This is a genomic window from Winogradskyella psychrotolerans (assembly GCF_018860545.1).
Lineage (GTDB): Bacteria > Bacteroidota > Bacteroidia > Flavobacteriales > Flavobacteriaceae > Winogradskyella > Winogradskyella psychrotolerans_A.
The window spans coordinates 1-20,811 of record NZ_JAHKPN010000025.1 but is presented as its reverse complement, the minus strand read 5'-3'; the positions used below and the strand labels follow the sequence as shown (position 1 = coordinate 20,811).

Genomic DNA, 20,811 nt, shown 5'->3' with positions numbered 1-20,811 from the left:
AGATGTAAGAATAAATTCAAACCGTTTACTACATTTATCATCTATGGAATTTTTAAACGAACTACTCAGTGATTTTTCGTCATTAGCTTGGGGATTACCTTTGCTAATTTTATTAATTGGTGGAGGCTTATATTTACTAATACGTTCACATTTTTTACCATTTCGGTATTTAGGGCATGCCTTAAATGTTTTGAGAGGTAAGTATGATGACCCTGATGACCCTGGTGATATTTCGCATTTTCAAGCGTTAACTACAGCCTTGTCAGCAACCGTTGGCATGGGGAATATCGCAGGTGTGGCTGTTGCAATTTCAGTTGGTGGACCAGGTGCTGTATTTTGGATGTGGGTGAGTGCTGTGATTGGGATGTCTACTAAATTCTTCACCTCGACTTTAGCAATAATGTATAGAGGTAAGGATAGTGCTGGTGACATTCAAGGTGGACCCATGTATTTTATTACGGAAGGTTTGGGGAAATCATGGAAGCCGTTAGCTGTCTTTTTTAGTTTTTGTGGACTCATTGGCGCATTACCTGTTTTTAATGTGAATCAATTGACCCAAGCCTTAAATGATATTTTATTAATTCCGAATGGTGTGCAAGTTGGATTGTATACGAATCTCACCATAGGTGTCATTTTGGTATTTATTACAGGGTTGGTGATTTTAGGTGGTATTAGACGTATAGGAACTGTAGCATCTCGACTGGTGCCAGGCATGGTAGCCTTGTATTTTGTATTGGTTATTGTTATTCTTGTGTCTCATAGTGATGTATTATTGTATTATTTAAAACTGATATTTACAGATGCTTTTTCGGCTAGTTATTATCCTGAAGGTGATACCTTTTTAGGAGGTGTTTTGGGAGCCTTAATTCTTCATGGTATAAAACGTGGAGCGTTTTCTAATGAAGCCGGAATTGGAACAGCGCCAATGGCTCATGGAGCAGCTAGAACAGATGAGCCTATTCGCGAAGGTTTAGTAGCAATGCTCGGTCCTGCGATAGATACTTTAATAGTTTGCACATTAACAGCTTTAGCTATTTTAGTGACTGGGGTTTGGGAAACGACTTCAGATAATGGTGTGAGTCTTACAGCTTCTGCCTTTGCTGATGTTATGCCTAATTATGGGAAGTATCTATTGCTTATTTGTATTGCGGTTTTTAGTATGAGCTCGCTATTTTCATACTCGTATTATGGGACTAAATGTATGTCTTTTCTCTTTGGAGCGGATAAGAAACACTACTATAATTATTTCTATATTCTAAGTATTTTTATTGGAGCGACGACGAGTTTAACTATGATGATTAACCTCATTGATGGCGTGTTTGCTTTAATGGCTATTCCAACGATGGTGGCAACACTTATTTTGGCTCCGAAAGTAATTAAAGAATTGAAACGATATATAGTACAATTAAAACAAGATGAAAATTAAATAAAACAACCTCTTACAATTAAATATAATTATAAGAGGTTGTTTTAATAGGGCGAGTAAGATTTACTTTTTCTTTAGTAAAATCTTTTCATTAGTAAACTGATTAGCTTCATCTAAAAATGCCATCATTTTACTCCAATTATTGCTCAATTCAAAATTGTGTTTGTATTGCTTGGAAGTGTTAATAATAAGTTGGTCGCCTTCAATTTTAGCAGTACTTATAAAGGCGCCAGTTTCATTATCAACAGACTTATTTAATTTTTCTAAACCACTAATGGTGTAGCCTTCAGGAACATTTAAAGTAATGCTGTAATTGAAACTTCTGGCATTAGCAGTGTATATATTTGAAGTACGTTGATGTTCCTTTTCCTCAAGGTCTATTTGACCACCAATAAGTTTACCTATTTCAAGAATATAATTTGGACCTGCTTTTTTTATTAATGTATTTTTAGCTTTAAAACGTTCCGTAAAAATTAAGTAGGCATCTAGAGCATAACGTCCTGTTTCATTAATTTCATAAGTGTAATCTTCAAGGTCTTCAACTTGAAATTCTGCTTTTGCACTATTTTCAAAGCGCTCAATTTGTTTAGCTTTAATTTTTTCGGCTACAGCATCTAATTCCTTTTTGTATCGGATTTTATTCTTTTTACGCTTTATAAGATCTATAAATGATTCGGTTTCATACTTCGCATAATCTTCAGTTACATAATCAGTAAACATTAAACGCTCATATTGTTCGTCTTTTTTAGAGTGCCCTTTGTAACTGTTTACAGCTGTAAGATTAATTTCTGAAAAATCATCATTTAAGCTAACTATAATATCTTTTTTTGTTTCATTATCTAAATGTGTAGATACAGGAAGTTTTCCTTTTTCAATGACATCTATTTTGTTTTTCGTTGGAGATAAAAGATAAACTTCCGTATCTTCTATTAATGGAGAAAACTCATTAATGTTAGTGTGTATACTAAATAGTTCTGCATAAAGTGGAGTGGCGGTTTTTACTTTAATAAGAACGTTTACATTTTTTTCTATTAATAAATCTTCAATACTACCATCATAACGTTTTTTTGCAACGACAATTTCGTATTTTATTTTTTCACGTTTTAAGAACTCTGTAAAGTGGCGTACAAATTGTTTTTGACTCTGAATAAAAACAGGGTTACCGTAGTTTACAAAAGGATAGCTCATAATTTCAGCATCCTTTACAATCATAGCTTCTACAAAGCGAGTTAAGTAATAATGACGCATAAAATAATACGCTTCAGTTACTTTTTCTGAATCATTAGCAAAGGTTTTCTGTTTAAAGAACCGCTTAACATCGCCAACATCTCCGTCGGGCTTAAAGCGGTTGTCATAGAGCTCTAAAACTTCATCTTTTGAAACGGACGTTTTAATGATGTCTTCTTTTTCTGGCAAAAAAGCTAAGGCTCTATCTTCGAACTTTCCAGATCTCGCAAAATAAACTTGAAACTTGTAAGAAGGTAATTCTAAAAGCGGATAAGTCCAGCGTGTAGATTGAATTTTTTCAATATCTGAAGCAACAAGTTCGTAGCGTCTTATACTGCGTTTTTCTGTAGCGATTTCAGTTAATTTAGGTGCTCCGTTAAAGGAATTGAAATTGATAAAAAAATCATTTTCAGTTTCAAAAAACAGCTTAAAATCTACTACAGGATATTCTTCCCCTAAATAGGTTTCAACAGGGGAAAAACCGAAGGCATAAGTTGTTTTGAAAGGCTCTAATCGGTAAAAGTAGTAGTCAATAATATCTCCGATTTCTAAATTAGCAATGGCTACTTTAGTTTCTCCATCAACTTCAACGGATTCTTCTTCTACGTTGATTTCAATTTCAGTTCCATTAGGTTTTACAATTTTTACACCTATATAATTGTTACCTTTTTCTTTCCAAGAATAACGGCCTTTATCTGATCTGAAACGTTTTTTAAATGCAAACTCTGAAAATTCTTCTACCGCAGCTTTGTCTAATAATTTGATGCGTTGTCTTATAGAACTTGTGTAAGTTACGTTTTTTCCAAATTTGTGAAAATCGTAATTTTCATTTTTGTAAAGTATTACAGCAGATTCTTTAGCCCATTTTTCCGGGACTTCTATAACATTTTTATACGCATCATTTGCGCCCCAAAAAAAGTCTTTTGCTGCTAATTCTTCTTTGGATTGAGAAAAAACAGAAACGGAAAAAAGTAATAGGAAAGCGGTTAGTCCTTTGATTTTCATGTGTTTTAGTTTGTTTAATTTTAATCGCACATGCTGTTTTTGTGAACATGCGCTTTTAATAATTTTAGTTTTTGGTAAGAATAATTTGTTCTTGGTATAAGGTGTTAAGATCTTTTATAAATGTATTCCATTCTTCAAAATCTTCAGTTTCAATTTTTGCATTCTTAATTTGAAATAGCTTTTTATAAGTTAACGTGTTATTTTCGTTTTTAAAGCTCACGGATAGGTCGTAATTGTTACTAGAAACCTTGATGTTATCTGGAATGTGCGTAACGCTATAACCATTTGGAATTTGTAATTCTGTAGTAGATTCTAAGTATTTTTTTGAATTGAATATAAAATCTACATCGCGCTCTTTTAATTCATAACTATTAAATTCTTTATCTAAATCGAGATCAATATATATGGAATTATCAAAGGTTGAAACGGCATTTTTTACCGTAAGATCATGGGAAATAGTAACGTTAAGTTCTCTGTTAGTTAAATCTGATGTGGTAATGTTGCTCACTTTTCTGTTGCTGTCAGCGCTACTTAAATAAGCTTCTAAGAATTCATCTTTTTTATCCGTTTTTAACTGATCAAAGTAGTACAAGAGACTAGATCTGCTTTCTCCATTAAACTCTTTTTTAACCTTGCCAATTAATGTTTCATTATCTAATGTAAGTTGATAATTATAAAATTCTTTGTTAAAAGTAGCATCGCTTGTAGGTACATGTTTTAAAATAAAGGCATCGTTGTCTTCAATTAAAACTTGTTTGCCTTGTATGCGATCAGCGTATTCTCCAAGGGCATTAAATTTTTCTGTGCCATCTAAAAACAGGATGTCATCGTCTTTAAATAAGGTACAAATCATGTGATTGTCTACTGATAAATTTGGAGTAGAATAATCATAAGCAATATGTTTAGTGCCAATCCAAGTTAGTCGTGCATCAAAACCAGCTTCAGTTAACATTTGCTTGGTTAGATTTGCCATACCTTTACAATCGCCATACCTTTTGTTGAAAACGTTGGCTGCTTCGTCTGGTTTAAATCCAGCGATACCATCTTCAAAAGCGATGTATCTAATATTGTCTTGTACCCAATAGTAAATGTTTTTTATTTTTTGCTCATCGGTTTGGGCATCTTTTGTCAATTCTGTGACTTTAGCTTTTAGATCCGTATTATCATTTTCTAAACTGTTTACTAAAGATTTATACCAATTATAAAGGTCTTGAGTAGAATTAAATATCGGTTGAGTTTCTCCTTTTTTAGTATACGATTTAGCTAAAACTAGCAAATGAGGATATACATACGTTGGTCCAGGTGCATTTGAAACCTTTCGCATCGCTGGTACATCTTTAAACGTGTAGGTGTATATCTTAGATTTGTTTTTTGAGTTAGGAATTATAGTTTTTTCAATAGCATAACCTTCAAAATTTAGTTCTTTCAATTCAAGATTTAACCAATCGGGAATTTCCACAGAAATCACCTTTTTTTCAATGGGATAAGAATCATTAAAATAGAGCTTGGTAAAATATTTAATGTCTTTATAAGTCTTTAAAATATGAGTGCTGTAACGATACCCTTGCAACGGAAAATCAACATGGGTATATTTTACTCTAGAGTCTACATGAAACAAATCGCTACTTATTGAGGCTTCATCATTAATATAAAAACCAGCATTTTTTCCGCTTTTATAAAAAATATTGAATTCTTCAATAGTAGTTTGATCATTATAAAAGGAATATTTTTGAATGTCAGCGCGAGAGATCATATTTATCATTTTCTCTTTTAAATCATGTGAAACCGTTATTTTTTGGTCGCGATTATCAAAATTAAAAGTAATGTAGTCGGTACTTTCTTCAAGTGCAATTTCGTCGTCTTTATGATCAAATTTTTCTTTTAATTTTTTTGCTTTAGTAATATCAGTAGCATCTGGTTCTATTTTTCGTTGGCTGTATGAAATGGTGATAAACAAGAAAATAGAAGAGAAGATAAGTAGTTTTTTAATCATGTAAATGGGAGTCTAGAATGCTAATATAATTAACCATGCTAGAAATAAAAAGGATTATTAGAGTAATATAAAAGTGCGTAAAAAAAATAGATTTCCTAATTACTAATGGAAGCTTTAAATTGCTGAGGTGTCATCATCTCCATTTTCTTAAATTGTCTGTTGAAATAGCTGGTGTTGTTAAATCCAGATTTGAAAGCGATTTCAGACATTCTTAAATTTTTAGAGGTTTTAATCAGTTGTTTTGAAAACTTAATTTTTTCGGAATTGATGTAATCAATAGGTGAAATCCCTAAGGTATTCTTAAACTGTTTATGAAAATGAGACGTACTCATATACGCTTTCTTTGCTAATTGGTCTACGGTAATATCTTTATTGGTTAAGTTGTCTTTAATGAATTTAATAACGGTACCAATTCTAGTATCTGTAAAAATATGCGTATCATTCATTATGAGAGACTTCGCTTTGGTTTGAAGCAGTCGTACAATTAATTCTTGAATCATTAAATCTAAAAGTACATCCTTAGAAGAATTTGTATTCGTAAACGTGTAGGTTAAGCGCTTAATAAGATGATTTACGTCTGTATTATTAATGAGATGTGATGTCGTAGTATCTAAATTCCAATTGTTGTTTTCATTTTCAATGGCTACATTATGATTAAATTTCCCAACAACTTCTTCAATTTTAAAGGCATCAATACCCAAAGCAAGGCATTGCGTTGGTTGATGTTTTGTAGCCACTGGAAAATCAATGACCATTTCTTTATGTGTTGGCATAACAACAGATTCACCAGGAAAAAAGTCAAAAGCATCAAAACCTTCTAAATGCATTACTTTTTTTCCAGTTAGCATACTTGCAATGATAGGAAAGTCAAAAATCAATGACACTTTCTCGGCAATCGCATGAGTTTCGTAGATATTAAGTTCAGCATATTCCGCACTATAAGTCGTTCTGTTTTCTACTAACGTCGTTAGTTTTCTATGGCTTTTATGTTGCGATAATAAGTTGCTCATATTCAATATTACAAAAAAATAGTCTTAAAATTTGTTAATAAGAGATATGTTCAAAGGTATAATAAATATGTTCAATTTATTTAGAATATGATAAAATAACTTTATCAAAATTATTAAATAGTCAGTTTTTTTGGCTATAATATTATAAACTAATAAATAAATATAATAAGGTATGAGTTATTCTAAACCAGAATTTAAGGAGAAGTATTTCAATTTTATCAACGGAAAATTTGTGCCGCCAGTAGGTGGAGATTATTTTGAAAACACATCTCCTGTAGATGGAACATTAATTGCAAAATATCCAAGATCACAAAAAGAAGATATTGAAAATGCCGTTGATGCAGCAAACGCAGCAAAAGAAGCTTGGGGAAATACATCGGCAGCAGAACGCGCGGCGCTCTTAAATAAAGTAGCGGATATTATAGAAGAAAATTTAGAGGAATTTGCAATTGTAGAAACCTGTGATAATGGTAAACCTATTCGTGAGACCTTAAATGCAGATATCCCATTATCTGTAGATCATTGGCGCTATTTTGCGGCTTGTATCAGATCTGAAGAAGGTAGTGCAACGGAATTAGACCAGAACACGTTATCCATGAATATTAAAGAACCATTGGGTGTGATTGGCCAAATTATCCCTTGGAACTTTCCGTTGTTAATGTTGTCTTGGAAATTACCACCAGCTTTGGCGACAGGTAATTGTGTGGTTTTAAAGCCTGCAGAACAAACTCCGTCTTCAGCCACATTGCTAATGGAAAAAATTGCAGATGTGTTTCCTCCAGGTGTACTAAATATTGTACATGGTTTTGGTCCAGAAGCAGGTAAACCTTTAGCATCAAGCTCTAAAGTTGATAAGGTTGCATTTACTGGAGAAACGACAACCGGACAATTAATTATGCAATATGCTTCTAAGAATCTAAATCCTGTCACTATGGAATTGGGTGGAAAATCGCCAAATGTATTCTTTAATAGCGTTATGGATGAAGACGATGCATTTTTAGATAAAGCGATTGAAGGAGCCGTTTTATTTGCATTCAATCAAGGTGAAGTCTGTACATGTCCTTCAAGAATTTTGGTGCAAGAAGATATTTACGATGCTTTTATGGAGCGTGTGGTTGCAAGAACCGAGGCTATTGTTCAAACTAGTCCTTATGATGTTAATTCAATGGTTGGAGCTCAGGCTTCTAATGACCAATATGAAAAAATACAATCTTATTTTAAAATTGGTAAAGAAGAAGGTGCTAAAGTCTTAACAGGTGGTGAAGCTAATAAATTAGATGGCGATTTGGCTGGCGGCTATTATATTAAACCAACTATTTTAGAAGGTCATAATAAAATGCGTGTTTTTCAAGAGGAGATTTTTGGACCTGTGGTATGCGTGACTAAATTTAAGGACGAAGCTGAAGCTATAGAAATCGCAAATGATACACTTTATGGATTAGGTGCTGGAGTTTGGACGCGAGATGCACACCAATTATATCAAATACCAAGAGCTATAAAAGCGGGTCGTGTTTGGGTAAATTGTTATCATGCTTACCCAGCACACGCACCATTTGGTGGCTATAAAAAATCTGGATTTGGAAGAGAGAACCATCTTATGATGATGAGTCATTACAGACAGACTAAAAATATGTTGATCTCATACGATAAGAATAAATTAGGATTCTTTTAGGATTTTATTAATAGCTAATTAAGGCTGAATTAGTAATTTTAATTCAGCCTTTTTTTATACCATATTTTATGAAACGCGTAGAAATTACAGATAAAGCAGCAGAGATAGTGAAACAACTTAAAACGAAACATGGTGAATTAATTTTTCATCAAAGTGGTGGTTGTTGTGATGGTTCTGCACCAATGATTTTTGAAAAAGATGATATGTATTTGGATGAAAGTGATATCTTTTTAGGAGAAGTGGAAGGGGTTCATTTTTATATGAACCAAGACCAATTTGAATACTGGAAGCATACACACTTAACTGTAGATATTACTGAAGGTCGTGGAGCGAGTTTTTCATTAGAAATTCCTTTAGGGCTTCGATTCCTAATTCATTCCCGATTATTAACTAAGGAAGAGGAGGCTTTCTTTAATATGAAAGTCGAATAATTCTTAATTCAGATACCTGATATAGCCTATATGCTTTGCGTATAGGCTTTTTTGTGTTTTCATAATTTTGTACGGTATAATAATGAATATGATATATTTTTAGTTTAGATTTTATTAAAATCTAAATTTTTTAACGATTCAATGTGATTTTTATTGCTAATTTGATATATTTATGCTAAATAAATATACATGACTATAGATTTATGTCCAAATTGCGGTAGCGATCAGTATGTTAAGAGTGGAATTGTCAATAAAAGACAACGGTATCGCTGCAAAAAATGCAACTATTATTTTACCGTTAATAAGATAGGGAAGAAGATAGACGACTACTACGTAAATAAATCACTGCAACTTTATTTAGAAGGATTAACTTACAGAGAAATTGAACGGATTCTTGGTATTTCTCACGTGAGTGTCATGAATTGGGTGAAGAAATACAATATTAAGCGTCCTTATAACTCTAATTATCATCCTACGTACAAAATTTTAAATGCTAATGAACTGGGTAAGTATTTTTTAGATACCGATAATTTAAAAGGCGCAGGTGTGGTAGTGACTGAGTTAGGTGATAAATTTATGCTCATTAAATGGGAGCGATTTAAAGATTAGTATATTAAATTAACAAATAGATATATAAAAAAGTGTTAGAAGAGATGTTTTTTAGAGCTTAGTGGTGCACACAGAATCAATTTTAAGTACTAACTCATCTTTTTTAACCATGAAAAATCAAAAATTACTATCCATAGGACTGTTTATAATGGTCTTTCAGTTTACGATTGCTCAAGGTTCTCCAGATTACACGGGTGGTTTAAAATTCAAATTCAATGAAGAAGGTACAAAGTATCTGCGGTTAATTTCTTGGGCTCAAGTTCAAGCTAATTATACCGCAGATGACACCTTTGACAGTAATGGAAATGAAAACAGTCAATTAAACTTCAATTTAAGACGTGCTAGGATTTTAATGTTTGCCCAAATTAATAAGGACTTCTTAATTCTTACGCATTTTGGATTAAACAGTTTAACTAGTGCTAATTTAAGTCCAACAGGAAAAGGAGATGGTTCTCAACTCTTCTTTCATGATGTATGGGCACAATATAGTTTAGGGAAAGATCATACCGTAGGAGGTGGTTTACATTATTTTAATGGAATTTCTAGACTAAACAATCAAAGCACACTTAATTTAATGACCTTAGATAACAATCGTCAAGCTTGGGCAACTATTGGTTTATCTGATCAATTCGCTAGGCATTTGGGAGTATTTCTAAAAGGGAAATTCAATAAGTTACAATACCGTGTGGCTATTAATGATGCGTCTGTGTCATCACTAGATGCTCGTGCCGCTGTTGCAGGTGGAGATGCGGTTTATAATGGCCGTTCTAGTTTAGGTTCTAAAGCAGCAGGGAAAACTTATGCTGGTTATTTTGATTATCACTTTCTAGATCAAGAGTCTAACTTTCTGCCTTATAAGGTTGGGACTTATTTAGGTGAGAAAAAAGTATTCAATATTGGAGCAGGTTTCTTCATGCATCCAAAAGGTTCTGTAATCGATACTGGCACAGCAATTAATCCAAATATTGAAGGGGAGGATGTGGCCATTTTTGCTGCAGATGCTTTTTATGATGCACCACTCGGAGAAAATGGAAGCGCGTTGACAGCTTATGCCATGTATCAAAATAGTAATTATGGGAAAAATTATCTCTACAGTGCTTACGGAACAGGTAGCATGTTATATTATCATGTTGGATATGTTTTAAATGGCGATAAATTAAAAACAAGATTTCAACCGTATGTCAGTTATGGCATACATTCTTATGATGCTGTAGATGATAATAGGTCGACACTAGGAGTCGGCATCAATGCTTATATGAGCGGACACAATTCAAAATTAACCTTAGAATACACAAATCAAAGTTTTGGTGCTATAGATTCAAACACTATTACACTGCAAGCAATGATTTACCTATAAACTAGAAACTATGAATGACAATCAGAAAAACGCATCAGCGTATTGGAAAGAAAATGTGAAGTATTTATTTATACTGCTCGCAATATGGTTTGTAGTATCCTTTGGATGCGGCATTCTATTTAGGGAAGAACTCAACCAATTTAAGCTCGGAGGATTTAAGCTCGGCTTTTGGTTTGCCCAACAAGGCTCTATATATGTATTTGTGATACTGATTTTTGTTTACGTCAGATTAATGAATAAACTCGATAAAAAATACGGTTACGACGAGTAATCCTTAGCTAAACTAAATAAAAAAACAAAAAATTATGAGTGTACAATTTTGGACATGGTTATTAGTAGGGATTACTTTTGCCTTATATTTTGGAATCGCAATTTGGGCAAGAGCAGGCTCAACAAAAGAATTTTATGTGGCCGGTGGAGGAGTGTCTCCATTAGCAAATGGTATGGCAACAGCTGCCGATTGGATGAGTGCCGCCTCCTTTATAAGTATGGCCGGTATTATTTCCTTTGCAGGTTATGATGGTTCGGTTTATCTTATGGGTTGGACAGGCGGTTATGTGTTGTTAGCGTTACTGTTAGCTCCTTATTTGAGAAAGTTCGGTAAGTTTACCGTTCCCGATTTTATTGGTGATCGTTATTATTCAAATACCGCGAGAACGGTAGCAGTACTTTGTGCCTTAATTGTTTCATTTACATATGTAGCAGGTCAAATGCGCGGAGTTGGAATTGTCTTTTCTCAATTCTTACAAGTGGATATTACTATAGGTGTGCTTATAGGCATGACTGTAGTTTTAGTATTTGCCTTATTGGGTGGTATGAAAGGTATTACATATACCCAAGTAGCACAATATTGTGTCTTGATTTTTGCTTTTATGGTACCAGCATTCTTTATCTCATTTCAAATGACGGGAAATATTATTCCGCAATTAGGAATGGGTGGTAAAGTTGAAGGTGGAGTGTTTCTATTAGATAAATTAGACACATTACATACCGAGTTAGGTTTTAATGAATACACAAGTGGCACCAAAAGTACTTGGGATGTGTTTGCAATTACGTTAGCATTAATGGCAGGTACGGCAGGTTTGCCTCATGTTATAGTTCGCTTTTTTACAGTCCCTAAAGTAAAAGATGCACGTAAATCTGCAGGCTATGCTTTATTCTTAATTGCTATTTTATATACAACAGCACCAGCTATTGCGGTGTTTTCAAGAACAAATTTAATTGAAACGGTAAGCAATCAACGTTATGATGAAATTCCGGTATGGTTTAAAAACTGGGAAAACACAGGATTAATTGCTTGGTCTGATAAAAATGGAGATGGTAAAATTCAATATGTTGCAGGAAACTCTTTGTCTGGTAGCAAACCAATTTATGAGGATGCCAGAGGTGAGCATGGTGAACGAATTGTAACTAATAATAGTGATGAAGTTAATGAGTTATACGTAGATAGAGATATCATGGTATTAGCAAATCCTGAAATTGCAAATTTACCGAATTGGGTAATAGGTTTGGTCGCAGCAGGTGGACTAGCCGCAGCATTATCAACCGCAGCAGGATTATTATTAGTGATTTCCACTTCTGTTTCTCACGATTTAATTAAAAAACAACTGCGACCAAATATTTCTGATAAAGGGGAATTATTAGCCGCAAGAATTTCAATTTTTGTAGCGATTGTAATCGCTGGTTATTTCGGAGTTAATCCACCAGGATTTGTCGCCGCAGTCGTCGCGCTCGCCTTTGGGCTCGCTGCCGCCTCCTTTTTTCCCGCTATTATCTTAGGCATATTTGATAAGCGCATGAATAAAGAAGGTGCGATTGCTGGAATGATCGTTGGTATGAGTTTAATGTTATACTACATGATGCGCTTTAAACTCGATATGTTCGGTGGAGGAACGAGTGAAGACTGGTGGTTTGGAACATCACCTGAAGGTTTCGGAACAATAGCCATGTGTGTAAATTTTGTGATTTCCATTGTGATTTCAAGAGTATCATTGGCTCCACCGCAAGAGGTTCAAGATATGGTTGAAAGTATTAGAATTCCTTCTGGTGCTGGTGAAGCCCAAGATCATTAAAATAATTTTGTTCATGTAATTTTATAATTTTTAATTAAGTTCAATTAGTTTGAAAATCAGTATTACAGTTTTTTGTAGTACTGATTTCTTATATTAGTAGGCGCTTTGTTATTGCTGCTAAAACTCAACAATTCATGAAAAAACGTCACGAACAAAAGCTCATAGTTTTATCCATAGCTTTGGTTTTAATCTTTAATGTGCCTTTTATCCTTATTTTTAATTTGGATGGTGTCATCTATGGGATACCAACCTTGTATTTTTCCATATTTACGTTTTGGTTGTTGTCTATAATTGTGTCTTATATTGTTCTAAAACGCCATTATGAATAGTTATACTATAGTCATCATAATCATCATTTATTTGGCTGTGTTATTTTACATCGCTTTTCTTGCGGAACAAAAGCGACAAAGTAAATGGGTTAATAACCCTTATGTTTATACCTTGTCTTTAGCAGTGTATTGCTCAGCTTGGACCTATTATGGGAGTGTCGGTATCGCGGCTAATTCCGGAATTGACTTTTTACCAATTTATTTAGGTCCTGTAATCGCGGCACCTTTATGGATAGTACTACTTCGGAAAATTATAAGAATTTCAAAGCATCATAAAATTTCTTCTATTGCCGATTTTATTTCATTACGCTACGGAAATAATCGATTTTTAGGAGCTTTGGTAACCATCATTTGTTTATTTGGAACCTTGCCTTATATTTCGTTACAGCTAAAAGCAGTCTCTGAAACCTTCGCCATTTTATCTGATGAAAACAGTTATATTTCTACTACAGTTATTGATGATTCTACATTTTACATTGCTTTATTGTTAGCTATATTTGCCGCTTTTTTTGGAACCCAAAATACCGATGCCTCAGAAAAACATAAAGGTATTGTCGCTACTGTGGCGTTAGAATCTATACTAAAATTAGTGTTCTTTTTAGTTATTGGAATCTATATTACATTTTTCTTGTTTAATGGAACTTCAGACATTTATGAGAACATTTCTGTTACTGATAACTTTAAAGCTCTTACATCATTCGGGCAAGTAGAAGATGGTTTTAATTGGTTCTTTATGATTGCTTTATCCTTTATGGTAGTATTTTTATTACCACGGCAATTTCAAGTGGCCGTTTTGGAGAATAATAGAGAAAAGCATTTAAAGAAAGCCATTTGGTTGTTTCCGTTGTATTTATTCTTGTTTAATATGTTTGTGATCTTTATTGCATGGGCAGGAAAACTCACGTTTGGTAGTTCAGCAAATGCAGAATATTATACATTGTTACTTCCCATAGAACATGGACATACCTTTTTGGCAACACTTGTGTTTTTGGGTGGTTTTTCAGCGATGATTTCTATGGTGGTAGTATCTACTTTAGCATTGTCTACTATGGTGAGTAACAACTTGGTGATTCCATATGGTTTTTTAGATAAATTCATTAAAAATCAACCGGATCGTAATTCAAAATATATTAAAGCCATTCGGCGGGTTTCTATTTTTATCATCATTATTACAGCCTATTTCTTTTACATATTGTTTTCAAAAGCACTGTCTTTATATGCTATTGGTTTAATTTCATTTGTGATTATAGCGCAGTTGGCTCCTTCATTTTTTATAGGCTTATACTGGAACCGTGGCTCTTCCAAAGGTGCTATAATTGGTATGATTGTAGGATTTTGTATTGCCATTTACACTTTAGTTTTGCCGTTTACTTTAGAATCGTATTTAGGAACTGATGATTTTCGTCAGTATGGCTTAATGGGTATTGAAGCTTTAAAACCTTATGCCTTATTCGGAATTGATTTTTTAAGTCCACCAGCACATGCATTTTTCTGGAGCATGACATTTAATTTATTCTGTTACCTCACATTTTCGTTGACTTCCAAAGGAAATTATAGAGAACGAAATTATGCAGAAATGTTTGTAGATAGTAAAAACTTTAACAAACTTCAGGATAGTGCTTTGGTATGGAAAGGTGAAGCTTATGTCTCAGATATTAAAAATGTATTAGCGAGGTTTTTAGGTGAAAAACGAGCGACTCGCGCTTTAAATATATTTTTTACTAAGTATAAATTATCAAAAGATACACAGTTAGCAGATGCGCGTTTAATAAATTTTTCTGAAAGGTTATTAACAGGAAGCATCGGTTCAGCTTCTGCAAAAATACTAATTGCAAGCGTAGTAAAAGAGGAACAGATTAGTTTGGTTGAAGTCTTAAAGATTTTAGAAGAATCCAAAGAAAATATTGTGAGTAATAAGATGTTGCTAGAAAAGTCTAATGAGTTGTCTCAGTTAACCTCCAAATTAAAAGAGGCCAATGAAGAGCTCATGAGTAAAGACCGACAAAAGGATGAATTTTTAGATACAGTAGCGCACGAGTTAAAAACGCCAATCACAGGGATACGAGCAGCCACAGAAGTAATTATGCATGATGATGACATGCCTAAAGAAATTAAAGCGCAATTTTTAAAAAACATATTACAAGATTCAGACCGATTAGGACGTTTAATACATAATATCCTAGATTTTGAAAAATTAGAAACAGGAGGTTTGCAGTTGGATTTAAAGCATCAGGATATTCAAAAAACAATAGTTAAAGCGATAGCTAGTATTTCGCAGATTGCAGCGAAAAAAGAGGTTGAGGTGGTAAACAATAATGTACATTCGTTTATGCTTAGTTATGATGAAGACCGTATTCTTCAAGTACTCACCAATTTATTGTCTAATGCAATTAAATTTTGTTCATCAAAAACAGGTAAAATTATAGTTGATTATAAATTAGGAAATGATTGCTTAGAAATCTCAGTAGCAGATAACGGTAAAGGGATTTTAGATGAGGATTTTCACTATATTTTCGATAAATTTTATCAATCTCAAGACCAAAATACTAGAAAACCAGAGGGTAGTGGTTTAGGTTTAGCTATTACACGACAAATTGTAGAAAAGCATAAAGGAAAAATTTGGGCCAAAAAAGATATAAAAAACGGTGCAACACTTGTTTTTACAATCCCTTTTAAGTAAATTGATACCCTAAAGTATGATGAAGAAGATTTTAATTGTTGACGATGAACCAAATATTGTAATGTCGTTAGAATATACCTTCAAAAAACAAGGTTTTGAAGTGTTTATAGCAAGAGATGGAAGTGAGGCTTTAGAACTATTAAAACATCACATACCTGACGTAATTTTGTTAGATATAATGATGCCAAATGTAGATGGTTACCAGACCCTTTCATTAATTAAAGCGTCTGAAAGTTTAAAACACATTAAAGTGGTGTTTTTAACAGCAAAAAATAAAGTTTCTGATATTGAAAAGGGTTTAAAACTAGGAGCGGATAAATATTTAACCAAACCTTTTTCAGTTAAAAAAATAGTTTCAGAAATATTGGAACTTATCACTTAGAAATAGTCTATTAAGTCTTATTTAAATTGGTTCTGTGTGCAAACAAACTAAGTTTAATTAAAATTTAATGACATGAAATTTCGCATTAACCCATTAGCGTCAGATATTCTCATAAGTATCTATGTGATAGCTACGCTTTTCTTAAGATTTAAATACGAAAATATTACCAATGTTACGCCTATGCTTTCTATCGTTATGGGAGTTTGTTTCGTGGTAATTATTTGGGTATTAATAAAACTTAAAGTGCTTAATCCAAATTGGTTTGGCTTGCTTAATTCTAAAAAAGTAAAGCCATGAAATACCAAGAATTCTATAAAGAAAGTGTTCAACATCCAGAACAATTCTGGGAAAACCAAGCCAGACATATTGATTGGTTTAAATTCCCTAAAACCATTGTGTCAAAAGATCAATATGATTATAACCAATGGTTTGAAGATGGTGAACTGAATCTTAGTTATTTGTGTATTGATAAACATATTAATGATGGTTTTGGGGAACAAACCGCTTTGGTTTATGACTCACCTGTAACCCATGCCAAACAGCAAATTACCTTTAATCAATTACACCATGAAGTTTCAAAACTAGCTGGTGGATTACAAGATTTAGGACTAACAAAAGGAGATACGTGTATTATTTATATGCCTATGATTCCTCAGGCTATTTTTTCCATGTTGGCTTGTGCGAGATTAGGGGTAATTCATTCGGTTGTTTTTGGTGGATTTGCTCCTCATGAGTTGGCCATTCGTATTGATGATTGTAAGCCTAAAGCGATTATCACCGCATCTAATGGAGTAGAAATTGAGCGTATTATTCCGTATAAACCGTTTGTAGATGACGCCATTGTAAAGTCAGTCAACAAACCTAAACACGTCATTGTTTTTGATAGAGGACTTGGTGTAGAAATTCCTAAAAAAGACTATGATGTAGATTACAAAACTTTAGTTGAAAAATCACCTTCAATTGAAGCTGTTGCTGTTGCTTCAACACATCCTTCTTACGTCTTATATACCTCGGGAACAACAGGAACCCCTAAAGGTATTATTAGAGATACGGGAGGTTATGCCACAGCACTAAAATTTTCTATGAAATATATTTATGGTGTTGATGAAGGAGAAACCTTTTGGGCTGCTAGTGATGTAGGTTGGGTGGTAGGTCATAGTTTTATAGCTTATGGCCCTTTATTAAATAGAAATACAACTATTGTTTTTGAAGGAAAACCGATTAAAACACCAGATGCTTCAACATTTTGGCGTGTTATAAACGAAAACAATGTTAAGGCAATGTTTACAGCTCCTACAGCGATCAGGGCAATTAAAAAAGAAGATCCCTTAGGGCGTTTGTTGAAACCATATGATTTATCGTGTTTAAAATATTTATTTTTAGCAGGAGAGCGTTGTGATGTGGCAACCTTAAATTGGGCAGAAGAACAATTATATATTCCTGTTATTGATCATTGGTGGCAAACTGAAAGTGGTTGGCCAATGCTAGCGAATATGGTTGGTGTTGCTATCCAACCTATAAAAGAAGGCTCAGCAGGTTTGCCTGTTTGTGGTTATGATATTCAAATTTTAAATGAAGAAGGTGAGGTTGTAGAGCCTGGTGTAGAGGGATACGTCGCTGTAAAATTACCATTACCACCAGGAACCTTGAGTAATTTATGGGGGAATCCAGAACGTTTTAAGTTAGGCTACTTAAATCGTTTTCCTGATTATTATTTTTCTGGAGATGGTGGCTACAAGGATGAAGACGGTTATGTTTTTATAACAGGTCGTGTTGATGATATTATCAATGTGGCTGGTCATCGATTGTCTACGGCTGAGATGGAAGAAATTGTATCCTCACATAACGCAGTTGCAGAATGTGCTGTTTTTGGTGTGCACTGTGATTTAAAAGGACAAAAACCTTTAGGTTTAGTGGTTTTAAAAACGGACAAAGTTTATGATGCAGCGCAAACTCAAAATGAAATAGTCAAAGACGTCAGGCGAGAAATTGGTGCTGTAGCGTCATTTAGAGAGGTCCTTGTCGTAGAGCGTTTACCTAAAACAAGAAGTGGTAAGACATTACGGAAACTATTACGAAATATTGCTGACAATCTTGAATTTAATATACCGTCAACCATTGATGATGTGGCTATTGTAGACGAAATTAAATCCGTATATAAAATTCATAAAATAGGGATTCATAGGTAAGCCTTAAATTTAATATCTTTAAAAATAGAAAAACAACTAAACGCGTTTCCTTTTGAGTAATATAATGTGCCTTAGGAGCGTCAAAAAATAATAAAATAAACAAAAACATGAGTAATTATCACATAAAACATCTAGAGGAATATTATCAAGTGTATCGTAAATCGGTGAGAAATCCAGAGGTATTTTGGGAAGAAATCGCTGAAGAACATTTCATGTGGCGAAAAAAATGGGATAACGTTTTAAGTTGGGATTTTTCAAAACCAGAAATAAAATGGTTTGAAGGTGCCGAACTAAATATTACAGAAAACTGCATCGATAGACACTTATATACGAGAGGTAATAAAACCGCAATCATTTTTGAACCCAACGATCCTTCAGAGGAAGCAGAACATATTACTTATAAGCAATTGCATAAACGTGTTTGTAAATTTGCCAATGTTCTAAAAAGTCAAGGCATTCAGAAAGGAGATAGAGTGTGTATTTATCTACCTATGATTCCTGAGTTAGCCATTGCAACGTTAGCATGTGCGCGTATTGGTGCAATCCACTCTGTGGTGTTTGCAGGATTTTCTTCCACTGCATTATCCACAAGAATAAATGATTCAGAATGTAAAGTGGTTATTACAAGTGATGGATCTTATCGTGGCTCAAAAACGATAGACTTAAAAGGTATTGTAGATGAAGCTTTAGAGGATTGTCCAACGATTTCGTCGGTATTAGTTGTAAAGCGCATTCATTCAGAAATTAATATGAAAGAAGGACGCGACCATTGGTTACAACCTTTGTTGGATGATGCAGATAAGCGTTGTGAGCCAGAAATAATGAAGGCTGAAGATCCCTTATTTATCTTGTATACGTCAGGTTCAACAGGAAAACCTAAAGGCATGGTGCATACCACTGCCGGTTATATGGTTTATACAGCGTATACGTTTAAAAACGTGTTCCAATACAGAGAGAAAGATGTGTATTGGTGTACAGCAGATATCGGCTGGATTACAGGTCATAGTTACATTGTTTACGGTCCCTTATGTAATGGTGCCACAACGGTATTGTTTGAAGGTGTACCAAGTTATCCAGATTTTGGACGCTTTTGGGAAATTGTAGCTAAGCATAAAGTCAATCAATTTTATACCGCACCAACAGCTATTAGAGCTTTGGCAAAAGAAGGAATTGAGCACTTGGAAAAGCACGATTTGTCATCTTTAAAAGTTCTCGGAACCGTAGGCGAGCCGATTAATGAGGAAGCTTGGCACTGGTATGATGATAACGTTGGAAAGAAGAAATCTCCAATTGTAGATACCTGGTGGCAAACCGAAACAGGTGGTATAATGATTACTCCAATTGCATTTGCAACACCGACAAAACCAACCTATGCCACATTACCGTTTATTGGTATTCAACCCGCACTTATGGATGAACACGGCGCAGAAATTAAAGGGAACCAAGTAGATGGTCGTTTGTGTATAAAATATCCTTGGCCAAGTATGGCGCGGACTATTTGGGGAGATCATCAACGTTATAAAGACACCTATTTCTCTGCTTATGATAATAAGTATTTTACAGGTGATGGTGCTTTACGTGATGAAGTTGGGTACTATAGAATCACAGGTAGAGTAGATGACGTGATTATAGTTTCTGGTCACAATTTAGGAACAGCACCAATTGAAGATGCCATTAACGAACATCCAGCAGTTGCTGAAAGTGCTATTGTTGGGTATCCACATGATGTAAAAGGAAACGCACTTTATGGATATGTGTCGTTGAAAGAAACTGGTGAAAGCAGAAATCATGATAACCTTAGAAAAGAGATTAACCAGTTAATTACAGAACAAATTGGCCCTATTGCCAAGTTGAATAAAATTCAGTTTACGGATGCCTTACCTAAAACAAGATCTGGTAAAATTATGCGTAGAATTTTGAGAAAAATTGCATGTAATGAAACGGATCAACTTGGGGATACAAGTACACTCTTTAATCCTGAAGTGGTACAGCATATTATTGATAATGTGAAATAACACATTTAAATTGCAAGTTTAAAAATCCGAAACTCTAATTGAGTTTTGGATTTTTTTTGATAGAATACCAACTAATTATTCAGATTTAGCCGCTTTCGCTTTTTCAACAATAGCCTTTAAGCGTGCTTTTCGTTCGACATCTTTGGATTTAATCTTATTCTTTTTTTGAGAAATAAGTTTCGTGTGCTTGGCTTTGTTATTTGTGTTTTTTTCTTTTCCTTTTTTTGCCATTTTTTGAGAGATAAATATCCAACGGTAAAATTAAGCATAATTTAATATAAACTTAATCGTAATGTTTGGGTCTAAGATTTACCAATACCATTAACTTTTTTATCTTCGCTTCAAATTAAAGAAATATGCTTAAAGCAGTGTTATTTGATATGGATGGTGTTATTGTGGATACGGAACCCTTAC

17 protein-coding genes are annotated in these 20,811 nt (G+C 33.8%); 13 read left to right on the top strand and 4 right to left on the bottom strand.

Translation table 11 applies throughout. From position 1 onward, the window contains the following. Positions 1–43: 43 nt before the first annotated feature. Positions 44–1,426 carry an alanine/glycine:cation symporter family protein gene (locus tag KO515_RS09385; protein ID WP_215936112.1) on the top strand — a complete coding sequence of 461 codons (1,383 nt, stop codon included), beginning with the start codon at positions 44–46 and terminating at the stop codon, positions 1,424–1,426. A 63-nt stretch (positions 1,427–1,489) separates the two neighbouring features. On the opposite strand, the gene KO515_RS09380 is transcribed toward KO515_RS09385, so the two are convergent. The 3 genes from KO515_RS09380 to KO515_RS09370 form a co-directional block, all read right to left on the bottom strand. Then, on the bottom strand, positions 1,490–3,658 hold the full coding sequence (locus KO515_RS09380; RefSeq protein ID WP_215936111.1) for a DUF3857 domain-containing protein: 2,169 nt from the start codon (positions 3,656–3,658) through the stop codon (positions 1,490–1,492). Positions 3,659–3,722: 64 nt separating this feature from the next. Then, positions 3,723–5,651, bottom strand: a complete 1,929-nt coding sequence (locus KO515_RS09375; protein WP_215936110.1) for a transglutaminase-like domain-containing protein — start codon at positions 5,649–5,651, stop codon at positions 3,723–3,725. A 95-nt stretch (positions 5,652–5,746) separates the two neighbouring features. Continuing rightward, positions 5,747–6,661 carry an AraC family transcriptional regulator gene (locus KO515_RS09370; RefSeq protein WP_215936109.1) on the bottom strand — a complete coding sequence of 305 codons (915 nt, stop codon included), beginning with the start codon at positions 6,659–6,661 and terminating at the stop codon, positions 5,747–5,749. A 172-nt stretch (positions 6,662–6,833) separates the two neighbouring features. Between KO515_RS09370 and KO515_RS09365 the strand changes: the two genes are divergently transcribed. The 12 genes from KO515_RS09365 (at position 6,834) to acs (ending at position 20,397) form a co-directional block, all read left to right on the top strand. Then, positions 6,834–8,333 (top strand): aldehyde dehydrogenase family protein, encoded by a 1,500-nt coding sequence (locus KO515_RS09365; RefSeq protein WP_215936108.1) that lies wholly within the window; start codon positions 6,834–6,836, stop codon positions 8,331–8,333. Positions 8,334–8,401: 68 nt separating this feature from the next. After that, entirely contained in the window at positions 8,402–8,764 is a 363-nt protein-coding gene (locus tag KO515_RS09360) for a DUF779 domain-containing protein (RefSeq protein WP_215936107.1), read from the top strand. A gap of 189 nt (positions 8,765–8,953) precedes the next feature. Continuing rightward, on the top strand, positions 8,954–9,373 hold the full coding sequence (locus KO515_RS09355) for an IS1/IS1595 family N-terminal zinc-binding domain-containing protein (protein ID WP_215936106.1): 420 nt from the start codon (positions 8,954–8,956) through the stop codon (positions 9,371–9,373). Positions 9,374–9,482: 109 nt separating this feature from the next. Beyond that, positions 9,483–10,730, top strand: a complete 1,248-nt coding sequence (locus KO515_RS09350; protein ID WP_215936105.1) for a hypothetical protein — start codon at positions 9,483–9,485, stop codon at positions 10,728–10,730. Positions 10,731–10,740: 10 nt separating this feature from the next. Then, positions 10,741–11,001, top strand: coding sequence for a DUF4212 domain-containing protein (locus KO515_RS09345; RefSeq protein WP_178985054.1), 261 nt, complete (start codon positions 10,741–10,743; stop codon positions 10,999–11,001). A gap of 34 nt (positions 11,002–11,035) precedes the next feature. Next, positions 11,036–12,802, top strand: a complete 1,767-nt coding sequence (locus tag KO515_RS09340) for a sodium:solute symporter family protein (protein WP_215936104.1) — start codon at positions 11,036–11,038, stop codon at positions 12,800–12,802. A 134-nt stretch (positions 12,803–12,936) separates the two neighbouring features. Next, positions 12,937–13,131: a hypothetical protein gene (locus tag KO515_RS09335; RefSeq protein ID WP_215936103.1), complete on the top strand. Its 195-nt coding sequence runs from the start codon at positions 12,937–12,939 to the stop codon at positions 13,129–13,131. Beyond that, a complete protein-coding gene (locus KO515_RS09330; RefSeq protein ID WP_215936102.1) occupies positions 13,124–15,811 on the top strand; it encodes an ATP-binding protein in 2,688 nt (895 codons plus the stop codon). Before KO515_RS09335 ends, KO515_RS09330 begins: the two co-directional genes overlap by 8 nt. Positions 15,812–15,830: 19 nt before the next feature. Further along, on the top strand, positions 15,831–16,193 hold the full coding sequence (locus tag KO515_RS09325) for a response regulator transcription factor (protein ID WP_215936120.1): 363 nt from the start codon (positions 15,831–15,833) through the stop codon (positions 16,191–16,193). Between the two features lie 72 nt (positions 16,194–16,265). Then, positions 16,266–16,490 (top strand): hypothetical protein, encoded by a 225-nt coding sequence (locus KO515_RS09320; RefSeq protein ID WP_215936101.1) that lies wholly within the window; start codon positions 16,266–16,268, stop codon positions 16,488–16,490. Next, complete coding sequence (locus tag KO515_RS09315) at positions 16,487–18,382, top strand: AMP-binding protein (protein ID WP_215936100.1); 1,896 nt, start codon at positions 16,487–16,489, stop codon at positions 18,380–18,382. The genes KO515_RS09320 and KO515_RS09315 overlap by 4 nt, the downstream gene beginning before the upstream one ends. 107 nt (positions 18,383–18,489) lie before the next feature. Then, positions 18,490–20,397, top strand: a complete 1,908-nt coding sequence (gene acs / locus KO515_RS09310; protein ID WP_215936099.1) for an acetate--CoA ligase — start codon at positions 18,490–18,492, stop codon at positions 20,395–20,397. Between the two features lie 75 nt (positions 20,398–20,472). Here the strand turns inward: acs and KO515_RS09305 are convergent, their stop codons facing one another. Further along, on the bottom strand, positions 20,473–20,628 hold the full coding sequence (locus tag KO515_RS09305; protein ID WP_215936098.1) for a hypothetical protein: 156 nt from the start codon (positions 20,626–20,628) through the stop codon (positions 20,473–20,475). Positions 20,629–20,811: the final 183 nt, after the last annotated feature.

Bases quoted from the DNA above. Each gene is read 5' to 3' on its own strand.
- KO515_RS09320 (WP_215936101.1), top strand. From the start codon at position 16,266: ATGAAATTTCGCATTAACCCATTAGCGTCAGATATTCTCATAAGTATC.
- KO515_RS09380 (WP_215936111.1), bottom strand. From the start codon at position 3,658: ATGAAAATCAAAGGACTAACCGCTTTCCTATTACTTTTTTCCGTTTCT.
- KO515_RS09355 (WP_215936106.1), top strand. From the start codon at position 8,954: ATGACTATAGATTTATGTCCAAATTGCGGTAGCGATCAGTATGTTAAG.
- KO515_RS09350 (WP_215936105.1), top strand. From the start codon at position 9,483: ATGAAAAATCAAAAATTACTATCCATAGGACTGTTTATAATGGTCTTT.
- KO515_RS09345 (WP_178985054.1), top strand. From the start codon at position 10,741: ATGAATGACAATCAGAAAAACGCATCAGCGTATTGGAAAGAAAATGTG.
- KO515_RS09340 (WP_215936104.1), top strand. From the start codon at position 11,036: ATGAGTGTACAATTTTGGACATGGTTATTAGTAGGGATTACTTTTGCC.
- KO515_RS09360 (WP_215936107.1), top strand. From the start codon at position 8,402: ATGAAACGCGTAGAAATTACAGATAAAGCAGCAGAGATAGTGAAACAA.
- KO515_RS09385 (WP_215936112.1), top strand. From the start codon at position 44: ATGGAATTTTTAAACGAACTACTCAGTGATTTTTCGTCATTAGCTTGG.
- KO515_RS09325 (WP_215936120.1), top strand. From the start codon at position 15,831: ATGAAGAAGATTTTAATTGTTGACGATGAACCAAATATTGTAATGTCG.
- KO515_RS09370 (WP_215936109.1), bottom strand. From the start codon at position 6,661: ATGAGCAACTTATTATCGCAACATAAAAGCCATAGAAAACTAACGACG.
- acs (WP_215936099.1), top strand. From the start codon at position 18,490: ATGAGTAATTATCACATAAAACATCTAGAGGAATATTATCAAGTGTAT.
- KO515_RS09335 (WP_215936103.1), top strand. From the start codon at position 12,937: ATGAAAAAACGTCACGAACAAAAGCTCATAGTTTTATCCATAGCTTTG.
- KO515_RS09375 (WP_215936110.1), bottom strand. From the start codon at position 5,651: ATGATTAAAAAACTACTTATCTTCTCTTCTATTTTCTTGTTTATCACC.
- KO515_RS09315 (WP_215936100.1), top strand. From the start codon at position 16,487: ATGAAATACCAAGAATTCTATAAAGAAAGTGTTCAACATCCAGAACAA.
- KO515_RS09330 (WP_215936102.1), top strand. From the start codon at position 13,124: ATGAATAGTTATACTATAGTCATCATAATCATCATTTATTTGGCTGTG.
- KO515_RS09305 (WP_215936098.1), bottom strand. From the start codon at position 20,628: ATGGCAAAAAAAGGAAAAGAAAAAAACACAAATAACAAAGCCAAGCAC.
- KO515_RS09365 (WP_215936108.1), top strand. From the start codon at position 6,834: ATGAGTTATTCTAAACCAGAATTTAAGGAGAAGTATTTCAATTTTATC.